This is a genomic window from Micromonospora krabiensis (assembly GCF_900091425.1).
Taxonomy (GTDB): Bacteria; Actinomycetota; Actinomycetes; order Mycobacteriales; family Micromonosporaceae; genus Micromonospora; species Micromonospora krabiensis.
Map to the genome: position 1 here is coordinate 6989897 of NZ_LT598496.1, position 16029 is coordinate 7005925.

A 16029-nucleotide genomic window follows, 5' to 3' on the forward strand; every position below is an offset into this window, starting at 1 on the left:
CGGACAGCGGCATGAGCGCGCACCGGACTAGGGGTTCGATGGACCGGCAGCGTCAGCGCTGGCTAACGGGTAGGTCCTTGGTAAGGCAGGTGATTCCGTCAGGGTGGGCGAGAGGTAGCGACAGGTAACCCTCGCTGTGGTAGAGGCCGATATTCCGCAGGCTCTTGGCGCCGGTGAACAGCAGGATGCGGCGACAATCCGGTTGTGCGGCAGCTTCGGCGGTGTGGAGCAGCCACCGGCCCAGCCCCTTGCCTCGCAGGTCGGGCACGACGGCGAGCCGACCGACATGCCAGTCGGTGTCGACGCGATGGGCCCGCACCATGCCGAGCAGTCGGCCGTCCAGCCAGATGCCCGTGGTGTGCCAGGTCGCAAGCCAGTCACGTACCTCTTCGAGGGACTCGTGCAGGGCTGGTATGGCCATGGTGTCGTTGGCGACGGCCTCGTCCACCCAGCAGCACCGCTGCAGCACGGTGACCTCGGGCGCGTCGTCGGGGGTCAGCTGTCTCACGTAGGACCCTGGCAACGGTCCGGACAGGGCCCCGGCTCCAGCGCGTTCGCGCATCGGCCGTAGGGCGTGGGCGACCCGGACAAGTTCGTCCAGCAGGCCGATACCCGCCGTGTCGCGGGCCGCATCGGGCCGCAGCCGACCGTTCTCCGTTGCGTCACCGATGCGGATCGCGACCGTGGCGCCCAACGGAACCAGGCGCAGCGTGGTCACCACCTGCTTGGCGTGCTGCACCGACCGGGTGCCCGCCGACGTGTGGCCGTAGCTGACGAAACCGATCGGCTTCCATGCCCATTCGCGGCTGAGGTAGTCCAGCGCGTTCTTCAGGGTGGCTGGCATCCCGTAGTTGTACTCCGGCGTGACCGCGATGAACCCGTCCGCCGCGTCGACAAGCGCGCTCCACCGACGGGTGTGCTCGTGTCGGTAGGCACCCGACGACGGGTGTTCCTCTTCGTCGAGGAACGGCAGGTTCAGATCGCTGAGGGCCACCGGCACAAGCTCGACGCCGAGTTCTGCGGCGCGAGGGGTGATCGCCTCGATCAGCCACTGACCCACGGCGGGGCCGAGCGCGCCGGGGCGGGTGCTGGACGTCAGGACGAGGACACGAGCCGGTTTCATTGACATGGAAACGAATTTTAGGTGCTAGGTTGATTACATGTCAACTAATCCGCCGGCCGGGACGGTACGCTGGTTGAACCCTGACGAGGAGCGGGCGTGGCGGGCGTTCCTGCGGGTAATGGTCGCCGTGCAGACCGGCACGGCGCACGACCTAGCCGCGGTCGGCCTGTCCGAACCTGACTACGAAGTACTCAGCACGCTGTCGGAGCAGCCCGACCACACCAGCACCCTGGGAAGACAGGCCGACAAGATGGGCTGGTCACGCAGTCGGCTGTCCCGGCACGCCACCCGGATGGAAGCCCGCGGCCTCCTGCAGCGCGCACCCGACCCGACCGACGGCAGAGGCTGCCTCCTCGCACTCACGGCGCACGGGCTGGACACACTCGCCAACGCCGCGCCAGCCCACGTCGAATCAGTACGACACCACTTCATCGACCGGCTCGCTCCGGAAGACCTCATCGCCATCGAACAGATCGACCGGAAACTGAAGGAACCCCTGACCGGCGACGACGGACCACCCAAACAGCACCCGTCGGCATGATCGTCGATGGACAAACGCACTCATCTCGGCTGAGAGCGGACGTGTTGCGCCCGCACCGCCGGGCTGTGCACCCATCGGTACGCGTCTGGACGGCATCCAGGCCAGCTTGGCGTAACGATACTTGCACGCGGAGCGCGGCAAATCCGTGCAGGTGACTATCGTTCCTACGTCACTTTGGTTTATGGCTGATCCGCTCGCCTATCCAGCCGAGCAGCGTGCTGGTGTAGTCGGAGCTGACGGATTCGAGGGTTTCGGCACCGCCGCGGGTGGGCAGGTGGGTGCAGTCGGTGAGCCGGTGGATGGTCAAATCGTTGGTACCGGCGACACGCCGCCACACGGCGATGCTGTCCTCGGCTGGGGTCCACTCGTCGGATTCGCCGTAGAACAGCAGCGTCGGGCAGTTCACCTGCGCGATGACCGGCTGCGGGTCGTAGTCCATGTCCTCCCACGTACCGGGGTGGCCGAGCAGATCACGCGGGACGTGCGCGAGCGGGAACCACGGCCTGTCGGCGTAGCGGTCCACGACCGCCTGGGCGGTCGCGCGGTCGATGTGACCGCGGACGGCGCCTTCGAGCGCCTCACGTAGGCGGGCCAACTCGGCGAGGTCGGCGTCGCCGTAGCCACGCTGGAGCAGCTGCTGCGCCGTTCCGTACCGCATCTGAACCGCCGGGCTCACGCCGCTGCTGGCCACCAGCACCAGGAGGGCGACCAGTTCGGGCCGGCGGGCCGCGACCGCCGACGCGGGCCAGGTGCCCTGGCTCCAGCCCCACAGTCCCACCGGGACGTCGCCCATCCGGCGGCGCAACTCGGCAACGGCCGCCACCGTGTCGTCGGCCTGCACGGCGAACGGCACGTCGCCGTGCTCACGCGGGCGGCGGTCGAAACGCAGCACCGCGACACCGGCTCGCGGAAGCTCGCGCGCCAAATGCTCATACAGGAAGTACGAGCGCTGCGGCATGGCAGAGCCGTGCAGGACGACCACCGCACCGCGCGCCGGCCCGACGGGCGGCACGTCCAGTGTGGCGGGTAGAGACACGTCACCGGCATCGATGGACAGCTCCACGCCGGCAGTCAAGCACACTGCTGCACGGACCACTTTCGCAGCCGGCAGCAGGATCCACCGCAGCCGGCTGGAAGGATACTGACCACAGTCCCGGTGCCCCGCCATTCTCGGCAGACACGGTCACTTCCCGACTGAAACATCCTCAATTCGGCAGATCCGCGCACACTCGGCGGCAGTCGAGGACGTCTAGATGGTGAAGTCCGCGGGCGCGCCTTCGCCCACGCGACCGTCCACTGCCTCTCGGAGGATGTCCGCGTGGCCGGTGTGTCGTGCGTACTCCTCAACCATGTCCAGGAGCATGGCGCGGACCGTAGGCGTGCGGCCGTCCGGCCAGGTGAAGGACGCCGACCCGTCGAGCCCGCGCTCCTTGATGACCTCAGCCACGAGTTCGCGCGAACGCTCGACAGCGTCTCGCCACACCGCGTAGACATCTTCCGGAGAGTCCAGCGCCCCCGTGCGCCATTCCCAGTCAGGGTCGGCGTCGAAATCTACGGTGTCCCACGGGGCTCCGTACTCCTGCCCGGCGAGCTTGACGGCCAGCCAGTCTGCCTCGACCAACGCCACATGCTTGACCAGACCACCGAGGGTCATAGCACTGGCGGCCGTGGTCGCGCGCAGGCCCTTCTCGTCGAGTCCGGACGTCTTCCAGGCGAAGGTGCGCCGGTTGCGTTCGAGAACTGACAATAGGGCGTCGGCCTCGATGGAGGCCGACGACGGGGAAGGCCGCGGAGAAGCTTCGCTCATGGCCGGCAGCATAGCCAGCCGCTCGTCTACCGCTCATCGGCAAATCGCGATGCCGGCACTCGCATCGGCCGGACCCTGGTGCCGCTCCTCGCCGAGTCGGGCGCTGCGGCGAGGTCGGTCTTCCCGTGGTCGACCCGGACGACATCGCCGAGGTGGCCGCCGTCGCCCTGCACGGCGCCCACGAGGCTCGCACGTACGAACCGATCGGTCCGGGTGCTGACACGCCACGTCAACGCGCCGCGGAGTTCGCCGCCGCGATCGGTGCGCCGATCGACTTCGACGAGCAGACGCCCGAGGAGGCCCGCGAGCAGATGCTGCGGTTCATGCCGCCGCCGGTGGTCGAGGGGACGCTGGCGATCCTCGGCGCGCCGAGCGAACGGGAGCAGCGGGTCAGCCCCGACGTGGCGGCGGTCCTCGGACGATCGCCACGGCCCTTCGCCGAGTGGGCGGCGCGCACCATCGACGCCTATCGTCACGTTCTCCGCCGCGCCCAGCCGCGAGCACCTCGATGCGCTCGCCGCCTACGCCGACGCCGGCCGTCTCACCCCGGTCATCGACCGCACCTATGCCCTGCACGAGATGCCCGAGGCGATGCGCTACCTCGAAGGTGAGCACGCCAGCGCGTAGGTCGTCATCACCGTCTGAAGCGCTGGATCAATGATCTACCACGGGACGACGGCGTAGTTCTTGAGCAGTACGCCGTGCAGCGGCGCGCCAGCCTCGCCGCTGACGATGGGATGGTAGATCCGCGCGGCGGCGTCGACGACGTCCAGCGGTGGTCGCCAGCCGGCGGCGGCCCGACGCGCCTTGAGCGCTGCCGGGTTCTCGTCGGTGATCCAACCGGTGTCGACGCCGCACATGTACACCTGGTGTCGGGCCAGGTCTGCGGCCCCGACCCGGGTGAGCATGTTCAGCGCTGCCTTGCTGACCGAGGTGTGCGGGTGTCGTTCGGGTCCTGTTCCCTTCTCGCCGAACCAGCCCTCCCGGCCGCTGACGTTCACCACGTACCGACGGCCGGGCCCGGGTGCGGTCAACACCGGGCGCAGTCGGTCGACGAGCAGGAACGGTGCCACCACGTTGACCAGTTGCACCTCCAGCAGCTCCACCGGGTCGACCTGGCCGATCTTGGCGGTCCAGGAGTTCGCAACCCCGGGGACGACCAACGCGCCGGTCGCGTCGGTGAGCTGGGCAAGGTCCCCGCCGGGCGCGTCGGTGACGGCGGCGAGGGCAGCGCTCCACTCGGGCGGCGCGCCACCTGGCCGATAGCCGGCCACGGACTCCACCGCCGTCCCCTCGCGGACGGCCAGCAGCTCCGCGGCCACCAGCGGCTGGTACGCCCAGGTCGGCCGCCGTACCGTCTGGGCCGCGTTGTTGACCAGAATGTCCAGCTGGCTGCGGCCCTCGGTCAACCGGTCCGCGAGGTCCAGCACCTGGCGCGGGTCCCGTAGGTCCGCGCCGATGACCCGTAGCGACGTCAGCCACGTGGCGGCATCCGGCTCCCGCGCGTAGCGGCGGGCGGCGTCCGCCGGAAACCGGGTCACCACCGTGACGGCGGCTCCGTCGCGCAGCAGCTTCAACGCCACCTGATAGCCGATCTTGACCCGGCCGCCGGTCACTACTGCCCGTCGGCCGGTCAGATCCGTACGGGCGTCCCGATGCCACCGGTGCAGCTCGGCGCAGCTGGGGCAGAGCGCGTGGTAGAGAACGTCGATGGTGCGGAACCGGTCGCGGCAGGCGTAACACCGGCGCTCCCGACGGGTCCGGCCCACACCGTCCACCTCGGTCGACCGCGGCGCCTTCGGGATCACCGGTACACCCTCGGCCCGGTCCACCGCGCCAGTGGCCGCGGCGGCGAGGACAGCCCGGTCAGCGGCCGCGGTCTGCCGGCGACGCTTGGCGCGCCGCTGCCGCTGGGCATCCTTGAGCAGTCCGTCGACCGCGCGCTGAACCCGTTGGCGGATCGGATCGTCGACGGGTAGCGCGCGGATGTCGCCGAGTACCCGCAGCGCTTTCTCGACCTCGTCGCCGTTCATCGCCTCTCCGCCCTCGGCACACCGGCGTGGACGGGCCGGATTCGAACCGGCGTCCTCCGCATGAGCAGTACGGCGCGTCGACCTCTGCGCTACCGACCACCCGGCAGGGTGGGACCCGACCGGACTCGAACCGGCATCCTCCGCCATGGAAGGGCGGCGCGACTACCCCTGCGCTACAGGTCCCACCGCACGGCATGCTAGCGACTTGATCACCACGCCGCCAACGGGTAATCCGCCGTGCGCGCCCGGCCGTCGAGGAGTCGGCGCGGGCTCACCGGGCGGCGTCGTAGGCCTGCCGGGCCTGGTCCACGTCGGTGAGGTGACTGTCGGCCCAGGTGGCCAGGTGGGCGAAGAGGGGGGCGAGGCTGCCGCCCAGTTCGGTGATCTCGTATTCGACTCGCGGCGGCACCTCGGCGTGGTAGGTGCGGGCGACGAGCCCGTCGCGTTCGAGCTGCCGCAGCCGCTGCGTGAGCACCTTCGGCGTGATGCTGGTCAGCCGGCGTTCCAGCTCCACGAACCGTTGCCGACCGTGCTGGTGAAGGGTCCACAGGATGGGTGTGGTCCATCGACTGAAGACGATATCTACGACCGGCGCGATCGGGCACGCCAGCTCGGGGTCCGCCGACCGTTCCATGTGCCCTCCGTCACAAAGCCATTACTATCCTCTAGGTACCTACTATACCGACGCCACTAGCGTCTCCCTCAACCACGCGAACGACGTGGTGGAACGGGAGATACACCCATGTTTGTCGTGACAGGCGCCACCGGAAACGTCGGCCGGACCCTGGTGTCGCGCCTCGCCGCGTCGGGCGCCGCGGTGACGGCGGTGTCCCGTGGCCGACGCCCGGTCGCGGTGCCGGACGGAGTTCGTCACCACCGCGCAGATCTTCACGAGCCGGAGAGCCTGCGACCGGCGCTCGCCGGCGCCGAGGCGATGTTCCTGCTCGTCGAGGGCGCCGGGGCGGGCCTCGATGTGCCCGAGATCCTGCGGGTCGCCACGGCCGCCGGGGTGAAGCGGATCGTGCTGCAGTCCTCGCAGGCGGTCGGCACCCGGCCGGGGGTGGCGTCGCACGCGCCGCTGCACGCCATCGAGGAGGTCGTACGCCGGTCCGGCCTCGGCTGGACGATCCTGCGTCCCGGCGGGTTCGCCTCCAACGCCTTCGCGTGGGTCGAACCGGTCCGGGCCGGGCGGATGGTGGCCGCACCCTTCGGCGACGTCGGTCTTCCCGTGGTCGACCCGGACGACATCGCCGAGGTGGCCGCCGTCGTCCTCGACGGTGCCCACGAGGGTCGTACGTACGAGCTGACCGGTCCGGCGCTCAGCACGCCGCGCCAACGAGTCGCGGAACTCGCCACCGCGCTCGGCGAGCCGATCGACTTCGTCGAGCAGACGCCCGACGAGGCCCGCGAGCAGATGCTGCGGTTCATGCCGCCGCCGGTGGTCGAGGGGACGCTGGCGATCCTCGGCGCGCCCACCGAACAGGAGCAGCGGATCAGCCCCGACGTGGCAACGGTCCTCGGGCGATCGCCGCGGCCCTTCGCCGAGTGGGCGGCGCGAAACATCGATGCCTTCCGCTGAGGCGTCCTCCGGCGAGCCGAGGCGGTCGTTGAACTCGTGCGCGACGCGGGCGTGGGCGGGTGGATCGAGGCTGTCGATCCACCCGCCCGGTCACCGGCGAGACCGGCGCCGTGCCGAGGCGCACACCTCAGAGGCCGTTGTCGGCGATCACCGTGCGGTACCAGTGGGCGCTGCGCTTGAGGACGCGCCGTTGGGTGGGGTAGTCGACGTAGACGATGCCCCAGCGCTGCTCGTACCCCGCGTCCCACTCGAAGTTGTCCAGCAGCGACCAGACGTGGAAGCTCTCCAGCGGCACCCCGTCGCTGATCGCGCGGTGGACGGCGGCGAGGTGGTCGCGCAGGAAGGTGACCCGGGCGCTGTCGTCGACGGTGCCGTCGGCGGCGAGGGTGTCCGGGGTGGGCAGCCCGTTCTCGGTGATGGTCAGCGGCACCGGCCCGTAGTCGCGGGTGACCCGGGTGAGGATGTCGTACATGCCGTCGGGGTGGATCTGCTGCCACTGAGCCTCGGACGTGGGCCACCGGGTGACGGTGCCGCCGGCGGCGGTGACGTAGAGCGGCGTGTAGTACTGCACGGCGAGCAGGTCGACGGGCGAGGAGATGATGGCGAGGTCGCCGTCGGCGATGCCGCGCACCATGCGGCTGTCGGGCCCGAGGTCGTCCAGCACGTCCTGCGGGTAGCGGCCGGTGAAGATCGGGTCGAGGTAGAGCCGGTTCTCGTAGCCGTCGTAGAGGCGGGTGGCCGCGGCCGCTTCGGCGGTGTCGTCGGCGGGGTAGCAGGGGTGCAGGTTCAGCGCCGGGCCGATGCGGCCGCCGCCGGCGGCGCGCAGCGCCCGTACGGCCAGCCCGTGGGCGAGCTGGAGGTGGTGGGCGACCAGGTAGGCGGCGTCGGGGTCCTGCCGGCCGGGGGCGTGGTGTCCGGAGAGGTAACCGTTCTGGACCACCGTCTTGGGCTCGTTCATGGTGAGCCAGGTGGGGACGCGGTCGCCGAGGGCCCGGAAGACGGCATCAGCGTAGTCGGCGAAGCGGTAGGCGGTGTCCCGCGCCTCCCAGCCGCCCTGGTCCTGCAGCGCCTGGGGCAGGTCCCAGTGGAAGAGGGTGGCCATCGGGGCGATGCCCCGCTCGTGCAGGCCGTCGATAAGGCGGCGGTAGAAGTCGAGTCCCCGCTGGTTGGGTGCGCCGTTGCCGTCGGGCTGGATGCGCGGCCAGGAGATGGAGAAGCGGTAGCTGCGCAGGCCGAGGTCGCGCATCAGGTCGAGGTCGTCGCGGTAGCGGTGGTAGTGGTCGGCGGCGACCTCGCCGGTGTCACCGTTGCGGGTGCGCCCGGGTGTGCGGCTGAAGACGTCCCACACGGACTCGCCCCGGCCGTCCTCCTTGGCCGCCCCCTCGATCTGGTAGGCCGAGGTGGCCGCGCCCCAGCCGAAGTCGGGGGGGAAGGTGAGCATCGACATCTGTTCTCCTCGTGGATTGGCGCGACCACCGGCCGAGCCGGGAGCGCTCCCAGCATAGGGCAGGCTCCGCCGGCCGGGTGTGGTGCGCCTGTCCCGTCGGCCCCTTCTCCCGTTCTGTGTCGGGCATTAGTGTGGGGACGGGGGAGGGCAACCCCCGTCCCCACCGTTGCTGCACACGTCCGGGCGGAATTGGCGTCCTGCCGGTCGTGTCGCGCGGGAGCCGGGCCACGCGAGTGGCTTTCGGTTCCACCTCCCTCCGTGGGTGGGACGGCTGGCGGCGGCGTCCGGGCTGGCCCGCCGCCAGCCCTCGGGGCTGGCGTCTCCGGTCCTGTTCGGGACAGGTTTCCGGCGATCTTCTGTGTGCACCTTCGTCGATGGAAGCGCTCCCATCGACAGTTGCGACTGTAACGCCCGTCACGGGTTTGTGAAACCCCCAAAACGAGATCGAAACATGGATCCGCGCGTCGACCAGGCATCTTGTTGTGGGAGCGCTTCCATGGCAGACTGTCGATTCATCGCGACTGGGAGCCAGTTCGCGTGAGCGTGGGTCGCCGAGGGCAGCCGGCACGTCCGGCACGGCCACCCGACGTGGGCGGGGGAACCCCAACCCTCCACCCGCGCACCCCGGCCACGCCGGGGCGACCGCCTTCCCGGGCGCCGTGACCCTCCGCACGCCACCACCCGCGCGGCACGGCACCCGTCCCCGCCGGGGCCGCACCCCGGCCTGGTCCGAGGAGACACCGCGCTCATGAGACATCAGGCACTACGCCGCCGGCTGGCGATGACCGCCGCCGTCGCGCTGGCCGTCGTCGGGGTGACCGTGCCCGCCGGCGCCGCCCAGGCCGCGCCCGCCTGCGACGTGGTCTACGCGACCAACGACTGGAACAACGGCTTCACCGCCAACGTGACCATCCGCAACCTCGGCGACCCGATCAACGGCTGGACCCTGCGCTTCGCGTTCCCCGGCGACCAACGCGTCACGCAGGGCTGGTCGGCGCGTTGGAGCCAGAGCGGCAACCAGGTCACCGCTACCAACGAGGCGTGGAACGGCAATCTCGCCACCGGCGCCAGCACCAGCATCGGCTTCAACGGCTCCTTCACCGGCAGCAACCCGAAGCCCACCTCGTTCTCGGTCAACGGGGTCACCTGCGGCGGCACGGCCCAGCAGCCGCCGACCGTGACCCTCGCCGTGCCGGCCGGCCCGTTCGAGGCCCCCGCCGACGTCCCGCTGACCGCCACCGCCAGCGACCCCGACGGCAGCGTCAGCAAGGTCGAGTTCTACCGCAACGGTCTGCTGGTCAACACCGACACCACCGCCCCGTACGCCTACACCCTCGAAGACCTGCCCGCCGGCTCGTACACGGTGCAGGCCAAGGCGTACGACAACGCGAACCTGAGCGCCACCGCCGAGCGGTCGTTCACCGTGGCACCCGCCTCCGGGCCTGTCCTGGTCGCCACCCCGTCCGCGGTCAGCGTCGCCGAGGGTGGCACCGCGGCGGTCAACCTGAAGCTCAGCGCCGCGCCCAGCGCCACCGTGCCGGTCACCCTGACCCGCACCGGCGACACCGACGTGAGCGTCACGCCGACCACCGTTTCGCTCACCCCGACGAACTGGAACACCGGGGTCAGCGTCACCGTCGCCGCCGCCGAGGACGCCGACACCGTCGGTGGCACGGCCACGGTCACCGCCTCGGCCACCGGCTACGCCCCGCTGGCCGTCACCGTCACCGAGATCGACAACGACACCCCGGGCGGCGACAACACCTACGTCGCGCGGTTCCTCGACCAGTACGGCAAGATCAAGAACTCCGGGTACTTCAGCCCGGAGGGCGTGCCCTACCACTCCGTCGAGACCCTCATCGTCGAGGCGCCCGACCACGGGCACGAGACCACCTCCGAGGCGTTCAGCTTCTGGCTGTGGCTGGAGGCCCAGTACGGGCGGGTGACCCAGAACTGGGCGCCGTTCAACAACGCCTGGACGGTGATGGAGAAGTACATCATCCCCAGCCACGCCGACCAGGCGACGGCCGGCGCCGCCGGCACCCCGCAGTACGCCGCCGAACACGACCTGCCCAGCCAGTACCCGTCGGCCCTGGAAGCGTCCGTGCCCGTCGGCCAGGACCCGCTGCGCTCCGAGCTGCAGTCCACCTACGGCACCGGCGACATCTACGGCATGCACTGGCTGCTCGACGTGGACAACACCTACGGCTTCGGCCGCTGTGGCGACAAGACCACCCGCCCCGCGTACATCAACACCTTCCAGCGCGGCACCCAGGAGTCCGTCTGGGAGACCGTCCCGCAGCCGTCCTGCGACACCTTCACCGCCGGCGGCCCCAACGGCTACCTCGACCTGTTCGTCAAGGAGTCCAGCGCGCCGGCCAAGCAGTGGAAGTACACCAACGCCCCCGACGCCGACGCCCGCGCCGTGCAGGCCGCGTACTGGGCGCTGACCTGGGCCAAGGCGCAGGGCCGGCAGGCCGACGTCGCGGCCACCGTCGCCAAGGCCGCCAAGATGGGCGACTACCTGCGGTACGCGATGTTCGACAAGTACTTCAAGAGGATCGGCAACTGCGTCGGCCCCACCACCTGCCCCGCCGCCACCGGCCGGGACTCCGCGCACTACCTGCTGTCCTGGTACTACGCCTGGGGCGGCGCGTACGAGACCAGCCAGAACTGGTCCTGGCGGATCGGCTCCAGCCACAACCACTTCGGCTACCAGAACCCGTTCGCGGCCTGGGCGCTGACCAACACCCCGGAGCTGAAGCCGCAGTCACCGACCGCGGTCGCCGACTGGACGAAGAGCTTCGAGCGGCAGCTGGAGTTCTACACCTGGCTCCAGTCCGCCGAGGGCGGCATCGCCGGCGGCGCCACGAACAGCTGGGGCGGGCACTACGGCCAGCCGCCGGCCGGCACGTCCACCTTCTACGGCATGTTCTACGACGTCGACCCGGTCTACAACGACCCGCCGTCCAACCAGTGGTTCGGCATGCAGGCCTGGTCGATGCAGCGCATCGCCGAGCTGTACCTGCAGACCGGCAACACGAAGGCCAAGGCGCTGCTGGACAAGTGGGTGCCGTGGGCGATCGCCAACACCACGCTGGGCAGCGCCTGGTCGATCCCCTCGGACATGAGCTGGAGCGGCCAGCCGACCACCTGGAACCCCAGCAACCCGCAGCCGAACACCAACCTGCACGTCCAGGTGATCAGCAAGGGGCAGGACGTCGGCGTCGCCGCCGCCTACGCCCGCACCCTCATCGCGTACGCGGCGCGCTCCGGTGACGCTGCGGCCAAGAGCACCGCCAAGGGGCTGCTGGACGCGCTGCACGCGGCCAGCGACGCCAAGGGCGTCTCGACGGTGGAGAAGCGCGGCGACTACCGGCGCTTCGACGACGTCTACGACGCGACCACCGGGCAGGGCCTCTACGTGCCGCCGGGGTGGACCGGGCGGATGCCCAACGGTGACGCCATCGCCGCCGGCAAGAGCTTCATCGACATCCGCTCCTTCTACAAGAACGACCCGGACTGGCCCAAGGTCCAGGCGTACCTCAACGGCGGGCCGGAGCCGGAGTTCTCCTACCACCGCTTCTGGGCGCAGGCCGACGTCGCCATGGCGTACGCCGACTACGGAAACCTGTTCCCCAACGGCTGACCGGCGCGGGACGGACGGCCGACGCCGGCCGTCCGTCCCGATTCCGGCCGGGGCCACCCGGCCGGACAGAGCGGCCTGACACCCACGGTCAGGCCGGGGTGGGCCGGCGATCTGGCCGACGCAGCGGGTCGGCCGGCCCACCCCACCGTCCGGACACGAGACTGCTGCGAAAAAGCCCGGAAAAAGAGGCCGTCCCGGGATCACGCGTGAGACCGCGACGGAGTAACGTACGTCATCGGAGAGGCCGCTCCCCCCGTGGCGGCCTCTCCTTTAATGTCTCCGCCTTGCACGCCCGCAGTCAGTCGGCCTCGTGGTTCGGCTGCGCCTCAGACCTGTCTCTGCGCGGCGACCTGGACTCGGCGTGCGGCCTTGGCCCGGTCCCGCCAGTCGGGTCCGGCCCACCCTGCTCGCCGGTCAACTCCCTGTCGGGCTGATAGCGGTACGCCGCCTCCTGTACCGCAGAGTCGGATTCCAGTCCGGCGCCGAGCGCGCCGCCGACCGTCGCCAGCGAACTGGCCAGCCAGCCCAGCTTGACCTGATGGGCGACGCCGGCCGGTCGGCCGGTGGATTCAGCGAGCAGGTCCCAGGGGACGAGGGCGATCGCCCCGATGATGGTCAGCGCGGCGAGCGCCACGTACAGCGCGAGGACGCCGATCACCACGGTGAGCACGGTGACCGTGTTGAAGAGGACGACCTGCTCCCGGGCACTCGGGTCGTGCGGAACCCGCTCCCAGAGGCGCGCGCCGAGCACCATGGTCAGCACCACCGCCAGGATGGAGCCGGCCGCGAGCAGGGCGAGCCGGAGGTTGCCCAAGGCCGCCGACAGTTGCCAGATATCGGCGCTCACCAGGGCGAGGACAGCGGTCGCGAAGGCACCGACCAGCAGCCGGGAGAGCCGGATGGCCAACCGCCACGGCCGGTTTGCCCGGAGCATGCCGAGCAGCAGCCGCAGGTTGCCGCCGACCACCCCGGCCAGCAGTCCGATGCCGGACGTCTGGTGGTCCACCTGCGCGCCGAGTTCCCGGGCTCGCCGCCCGGCGGCTGGGTGCCAGCGGCGCGGGCCGGCCCGTACCTGGTCGCCGACCGCGTCGGTGTCGCCGAGCAGTGCCGCGAGGAGTCGGTCCCCAGCTTCGGCCATCCGTCGGGCCACGGCGACGGGGCCGAGCGCGGGCATGGAGAGGACCGCGACGCCGTGGGTGGTGCTGGCGTGCGCGACCACGGGCCGTCGCGCGGTCTGCAACGGCAGGTCTGTCACGCAGAGGACCAGACTCCAGCCCTCGGCCAGCATCCGGCGTCGGGCGGCCTCGACGAGCTGGCTGAGGTCGGCCGGCCCGTCGACGAGCCGCGCCTCCTGGAGGCGTACCGCCCAGTCGACCTCCGGCACCCGGTTGCGGAGTCGGTCGGCGAGTTCCGTGGTGGCCTGCCGTGCCAGGTCGGTGGCGGCGCCGGGGGCGGCCACCACACCCACGACGACGCAGCCTCGCCCGGTCACGAGACCCCCGGAGCAGGCCCGGCCGATCCTCTGGGCGTGCTGCCGGTCCCTGGTGCCGTCGTGAACACTTGAAGTCCTCCTTCGGGATACTCACCGACGCCTTCAGCAGCTCGGTTCGGAGCAGGTGGCTGCACGCTCAGCCGTTCCTCGTCACTGGTGGAGCCGTCGTCGGAGGTGTTCGTCCGACGCAAGCCCGGGGCGTTGTTTCGGTCGGTGGTGACACTGCAGACCACGATTGCGGGCAACTGCTCGGTCCGGGGACGATGTGGCCATTCCCCCTCGGCCGTGGTTCAGCTAGTCCCGTACGCGCCGACTCATTCGTCCGCGCCCGGACCGTCGCTCAGGGCTGGTACTGGCCGCGGGTGCGGGGCAGCCACTGGGGGTGCTGGTCGCGCAGGTAGCGGATGAGTCCCTCGCGTAGGTCGCAGCGCAGGTCCCAGGCGCTGGCGCCGTCCGCGGCCGAGGCCTGCACCTGGATGACCACCGTCTGCGGGGTGACGTCGACCATCTGGAGCACCCACTGGTCGCGATCCCACAGCGGTGAGGACTCGACCAGCCGACGTGCCTCCCGGCGCAGGTCGTTCAGGTCGGCGGTATGGTCGAGGTGTAACTGGATCTTGCCGACCACCCGAAACTCGTTCCGAGTCCAGTTCTGGAACGGCCGCTCGGTGAAGTACGTGGTCGGCAGGATGAGCTTCCGGTCGTCCCAGAGCCGAATCACCACGTTGGTCAGCTTCACCTCCTCCACCCGGCCCCACTCGCCGTCCACCACCAGCACGTCGCCGACGTACATCCCGTCGGCGAAGGCGACCTGGATGCCGGCGAATGCGTTGCCGAGCGCGGTTCGGGCGGAGAGGCCGATCACCGCGCCTACCACCCCGGCCGAGGTCAGAACGGAGACGCCGAAGAGCCGTAGCGGCCGAAAGGTGATCATGATCAGGCCGACCGCGACGACCGTGACAACGGCCACCGTGAGCCGCCGCACCGGACGGACCTGTGTCCGGGCCCGCCGGGCTCTCCGGTTCGCGACCGGATCGCCCGGCAGCCGGCTGAAGGCGACCGCTTCCACAACGTGCAATGCCTTGATCACCAGCCATGCGCAGACGATGACCAGGACCAGCAGGATGGCGTGCCGCAGATGACGCTGCCACGCGGCCGGTCCGGGCGGCAGTGCGTAGAACAGCGTCGCGGCCAGCAGGACTGCGGCCGCCGGGCGGCGGCAGGCGTGCCGCACCGGCTCCAGCAGCCAGCTGTAGCGGCCACGGGCAACCCGGCGGGCCAGCACGCCGGAGACCAGGTCCACGACCACGGCCGCCGTCAGCGCGGCCACCACGATCAACACGGTACGCATCAGAGGCCGTTCACCGTGATCCCGATGCCGCCTCTCCCGGACTCGCGACGCACTCCCCGCGTTCAGGGTGTCATCCGACCCGGTGGCGAGCGGTGGATATCAGGAATACCGGCCTCGCGTACAGCCCGGATCCGCTCGAACACCTACCGGCCGTGCCCCAACGCCGCGACCGGCGGCACCACCACCCGCTCGGCGCGGCGGGCGGCGACGTCGGCGGTCGGCAGGACCTTTGTTAGGACCGGGGCGGCAGCGGTGGTGTGACCTGTTCACCGGAGTCCGACGCCATCGGGTGCCGCAGCCCCGGATGCCCGGCCGGCAACGAGCGGCGCACCACCATCCAGCTCACCGCGAGCGCGGCAGCCACCAGCGGCCAGGTCAGCGCCACCCGGGCCACCACCAGCGCGACCACCTGACCGCTGAGGTAGAGCGGCACGAACACGGCCACCCGCAGCACGTACGTGCCGGTCCACACCCAGCTGCCCCGCGCGTACGCGCGCAGCAGCGCCGGGTCCCGCCGCCACCGGCCGCGCTGCCGCAGGGCGGTGCCGACGACCACCCCGAGCAGCGGCCAGCGCAGCACGATGCTCACCGCCCAGGCCAGCGCGCTGGCGGCGTTGGACAGCAGTTGGAGCAGGAAGAAGTCCTCGGCCCGGCCGGTGCGCAGCGCGACGAGCGCGGCCACGCAAACCGCCAGCAGCCCCACCAGCACCGAGCGGGGGCGGTCGCCGCGGCGCAGCCGCCATCCGGCGACCGCGGTGCCGGTGACCACGGCGGCGGCGACCCCGGCCCAGAGCGACTCCCCGCCGAGCAGCCACCCGGCGGCGAACGCGACCGGCGGCAGCGTGGCGTCCACCGCGCCTCGTCGGCCGCCGAGCAGATCCGCCAGCGACTCCGGTCGGTCGGACGCGGAAGCGGGCTGGTCGGCGGGCGGCGGGGTGGGTGATTCCTGCTCGGGTCGGCCGCTCACCGTCACCTCCTCACGTCGATCCCCAACCTAGTCCGCGGAC

12 protein-coding genes, 2 tRNA genes and 1 pseudogene are annotated in these 16029 nt (G+C 70.9%); 4 read left to right on the plus strand and 11 right to left on the minus strand.

Annotated features, from left to right (window positions below; all coding sequences use genetic code 11):
• Positions 1-52: 52 nt before the first annotated feature.
• On the minus strand, positions 53-1129 hold the full coding sequence (locus tag GA0070620_RS32135) for a bifunctional NAD(P)H-dependent oxidoreductase/GNAT family N-acetyltransferase (protein ID WP_091597532.1): 1077 nt from the start codon (positions 1127-1129) through the stop codon (positions 53-55).
• Positions 1130-1160: 31 nt separating this feature from the next.
• Between GA0070620_RS32135 and GA0070620_RS32140 the strand changes: the two genes are divergently transcribed.
• Positions 1161-1664 carry a MarR family winged helix-turn-helix transcriptional regulator gene (locus tag GA0070620_RS32140; protein ID WP_091597535.1) on the plus strand — a complete coding sequence of 168 codons (504 nt, stop codon included), beginning with the start codon at positions 1161-1163 and terminating at the stop codon, positions 1662-1664.
• A 169-nt stretch (positions 1665-1833) separates the two neighbouring features.
• Here GA0070620_RS32140 and GA0070620_RS32145 read toward each other — a convergent pair whose 3' ends face one another.
• On the minus strand, positions 1834-2832 hold the full coding sequence (locus GA0070620_RS32145; protein ID WP_091597537.1) for an alpha/beta hydrolase: 999 nt from the start codon (positions 2830-2832) through the stop codon (positions 1834-1836).
• An 81-nt stretch (positions 2833-2913) separates the two neighbouring features.
• Complete coding sequence (locus GA0070620_RS32150) at positions 2914-3471, minus strand: DinB family protein (RefSeq protein WP_091599764.1); 558 nt, start codon at positions 3469-3471, stop codon at positions 2914-2916.
• A 486-nt stretch (positions 3472-3957) separates the two neighbouring features.
• Here GA0070620_RS32150 and GA0070620_RS33900 point away from each other — a divergent pair.
• Positions 3958-4098: pseudogene (locus GA0070620_RS33900) on the plus strand (zinc-binding dehydrogenase); the annotation flags it as partial.
• Positions 4099-4133: 35 nt separating this feature from the next.
• Here the strand turns inward: GA0070620_RS33900 and GA0070620_RS32160 are convergent.
• The 4 genes from GA0070620_RS32160 to GA0070620_RS32175 form a co-directional block, all read right to left on the minus strand.
• On the minus strand, positions 4134-5504 hold the full coding sequence (locus tag GA0070620_RS32160; RefSeq protein ID WP_091597542.1) for an SDR family NAD(P)-dependent oxidoreductase: 1371 nt from the start codon (positions 5502-5504) through the stop codon (positions 4134-4136).
• Positions 5505-5529: 25 nt separating this feature from the next.
• Positions 5530-5604 (minus strand) — tRNA-Ser (locus tag GA0070620_RS32165).
• A 10-nt stretch (positions 5605-5614) separates the two neighbouring features.
• A tRNA-Gly gene (locus GA0070620_RS32170) sits at positions 5615-5687 on the minus strand.
• A gap of 88 nt (positions 5688-5775) precedes the next feature.
• Positions 5776-6138: a winged helix-turn-helix transcriptional regulator gene (locus GA0070620_RS32175; RefSeq protein WP_091597545.1), complete on the minus strand. Its 363-nt coding sequence runs from the start codon at positions 6136-6138 to the stop codon at positions 5776-5778.
• 108 nt (positions 6139-6246) lie between these two features.
• On the opposite strand from GA0070620_RS32175, the gene GA0070620_RS32180 reads away from it, so the two are divergent.
• A complete protein-coding gene (locus GA0070620_RS32180) occupies positions 6247-7083 on the plus strand; it encodes an NAD(P)H-binding protein (protein WP_091597548.1) in 837 nt (278 codons plus the stop codon).
• A 127-nt stretch (positions 7084-7210) separates the two neighbouring features.
• On the opposite strand, the gene GA0070620_RS32185 is transcribed toward GA0070620_RS32180, so the two are convergent.
• A complete protein-coding gene (locus tag GA0070620_RS32185) occupies positions 7211-8530 on the minus strand; it encodes a GH1 family beta-glucosidase (RefSeq protein ID WP_091597551.1) in 1320 nt (439 codons plus the stop codon).
• A 748-nt stretch (positions 8531-9278) separates the two neighbouring features.
• Between GA0070620_RS32185 and GA0070620_RS32190 the strand changes: the two genes are divergently transcribed.
• A complete protein-coding gene (locus GA0070620_RS32190) occupies positions 9279-12179 on the plus strand; it encodes a glycoside hydrolase family 48 protein (RefSeq protein ID WP_091597554.1) in 2901 nt (966 codons plus the stop codon).
• Positions 12180-12477: 298 nt separating this feature from the next.
• On the opposite strand, the gene GA0070620_RS32195 is transcribed toward GA0070620_RS32190, so the two are convergent.
• The 3 genes from GA0070620_RS32195 to GA0070620_RS32205 form a co-directional block, all read right to left on the minus strand.
• Positions 12478-13647 (minus strand): hypothetical protein, encoded by a 1170-nt coding sequence (locus tag GA0070620_RS32195; protein WP_197677497.1) that lies wholly within the window; start codon positions 13645-13647, stop codon positions 12478-12480.
• A 364-nt stretch (positions 13648-14011) separates the two neighbouring features.
• A complete protein-coding gene (locus GA0070620_RS32200; RefSeq protein ID WP_091597557.1) occupies positions 14012-15022 on the minus strand; it encodes a mechanosensitive ion channel family protein in 1011 nt (336 codons plus the stop codon).
• Positions 15023-15254: 232 nt separating this feature from the next.
• On the minus strand, positions 15255-15989 hold the full coding sequence (locus tag GA0070620_RS32205; RefSeq protein WP_091599768.1) for a DUF3159 domain-containing protein: 735 nt from the start codon (positions 15987-15989) through the stop codon (positions 15255-15257).
• Positions 15990-16029: the final 40 nt, after the last annotated feature.

Bases quoted from the DNA above. Each gene is read 5' to 3' on its own strand.
- GA0070620_RS32135 (WP_091597532.1), bottom strand. From the start codon at position 1,129: ATGTCAATGAAACCGGCTCGTGTCCTCGTCCTGACGTCCAGCACCCGC.
- GA0070620_RS32140 (WP_091597535.1), top strand. From the start codon at position 1,161: ATGTCAACTAATCCGCCGGCCGGGACGGTACGCTGGTTGAACCCTGAC.
- GA0070620_RS32145 (WP_091597537.1), bottom strand. From the start codon at position 2,832: ATGGCGGGGCACCGGGACTGTGGTCAGTATCCTTCCAGCCGGCTGCGG.
- GA0070620_RS32150 (WP_091599764.1), bottom strand. From the start codon at position 3,471: ATGAGCGAAGCTTCTCCGCGGCCTTCCCCGTCGTCGGCCTCCATCGAG.
- GA0070620_RS32160 (WP_091597542.1), bottom strand. From the start codon at position 5,504: ATGAACGGCGACGAGGTCGAGAAAGCGCTGCGGGTACTCGGCGACATC.
- GA0070620_RS32175 (WP_091597545.1), bottom strand. From the start codon at position 6,138: ATGGAACGGTCGGCGGACCCCGAGCTGGCGTGCCCGATCGCGCCGGTC.
- GA0070620_RS32180 (WP_091597548.1), top strand. From the start codon at position 6,247: ATGTTTGTCGTGACAGGCGCCACCGGAAACGTCGGCCGGACCCTGGTG.
- GA0070620_RS32185 (WP_091597551.1), bottom strand. From the start codon at position 8,530: ATGTCGATGCTCACCTTCCCCCCCGACTTCGGCTGGGGCGCGGCCACC.
- GA0070620_RS32190 (WP_091597554.1), top strand. From the start codon at position 9,279: ATGAGACATCAGGCACTACGCCGCCGGCTGGCGATGACCGCCGCCGTC.
- GA0070620_RS32200 (WP_091597557.1), bottom strand. From the start codon at position 15,022: ATGCGTACCGTGTTGATCGTGGTGGCCGCGCTGACGGCGGCCGTGGTC.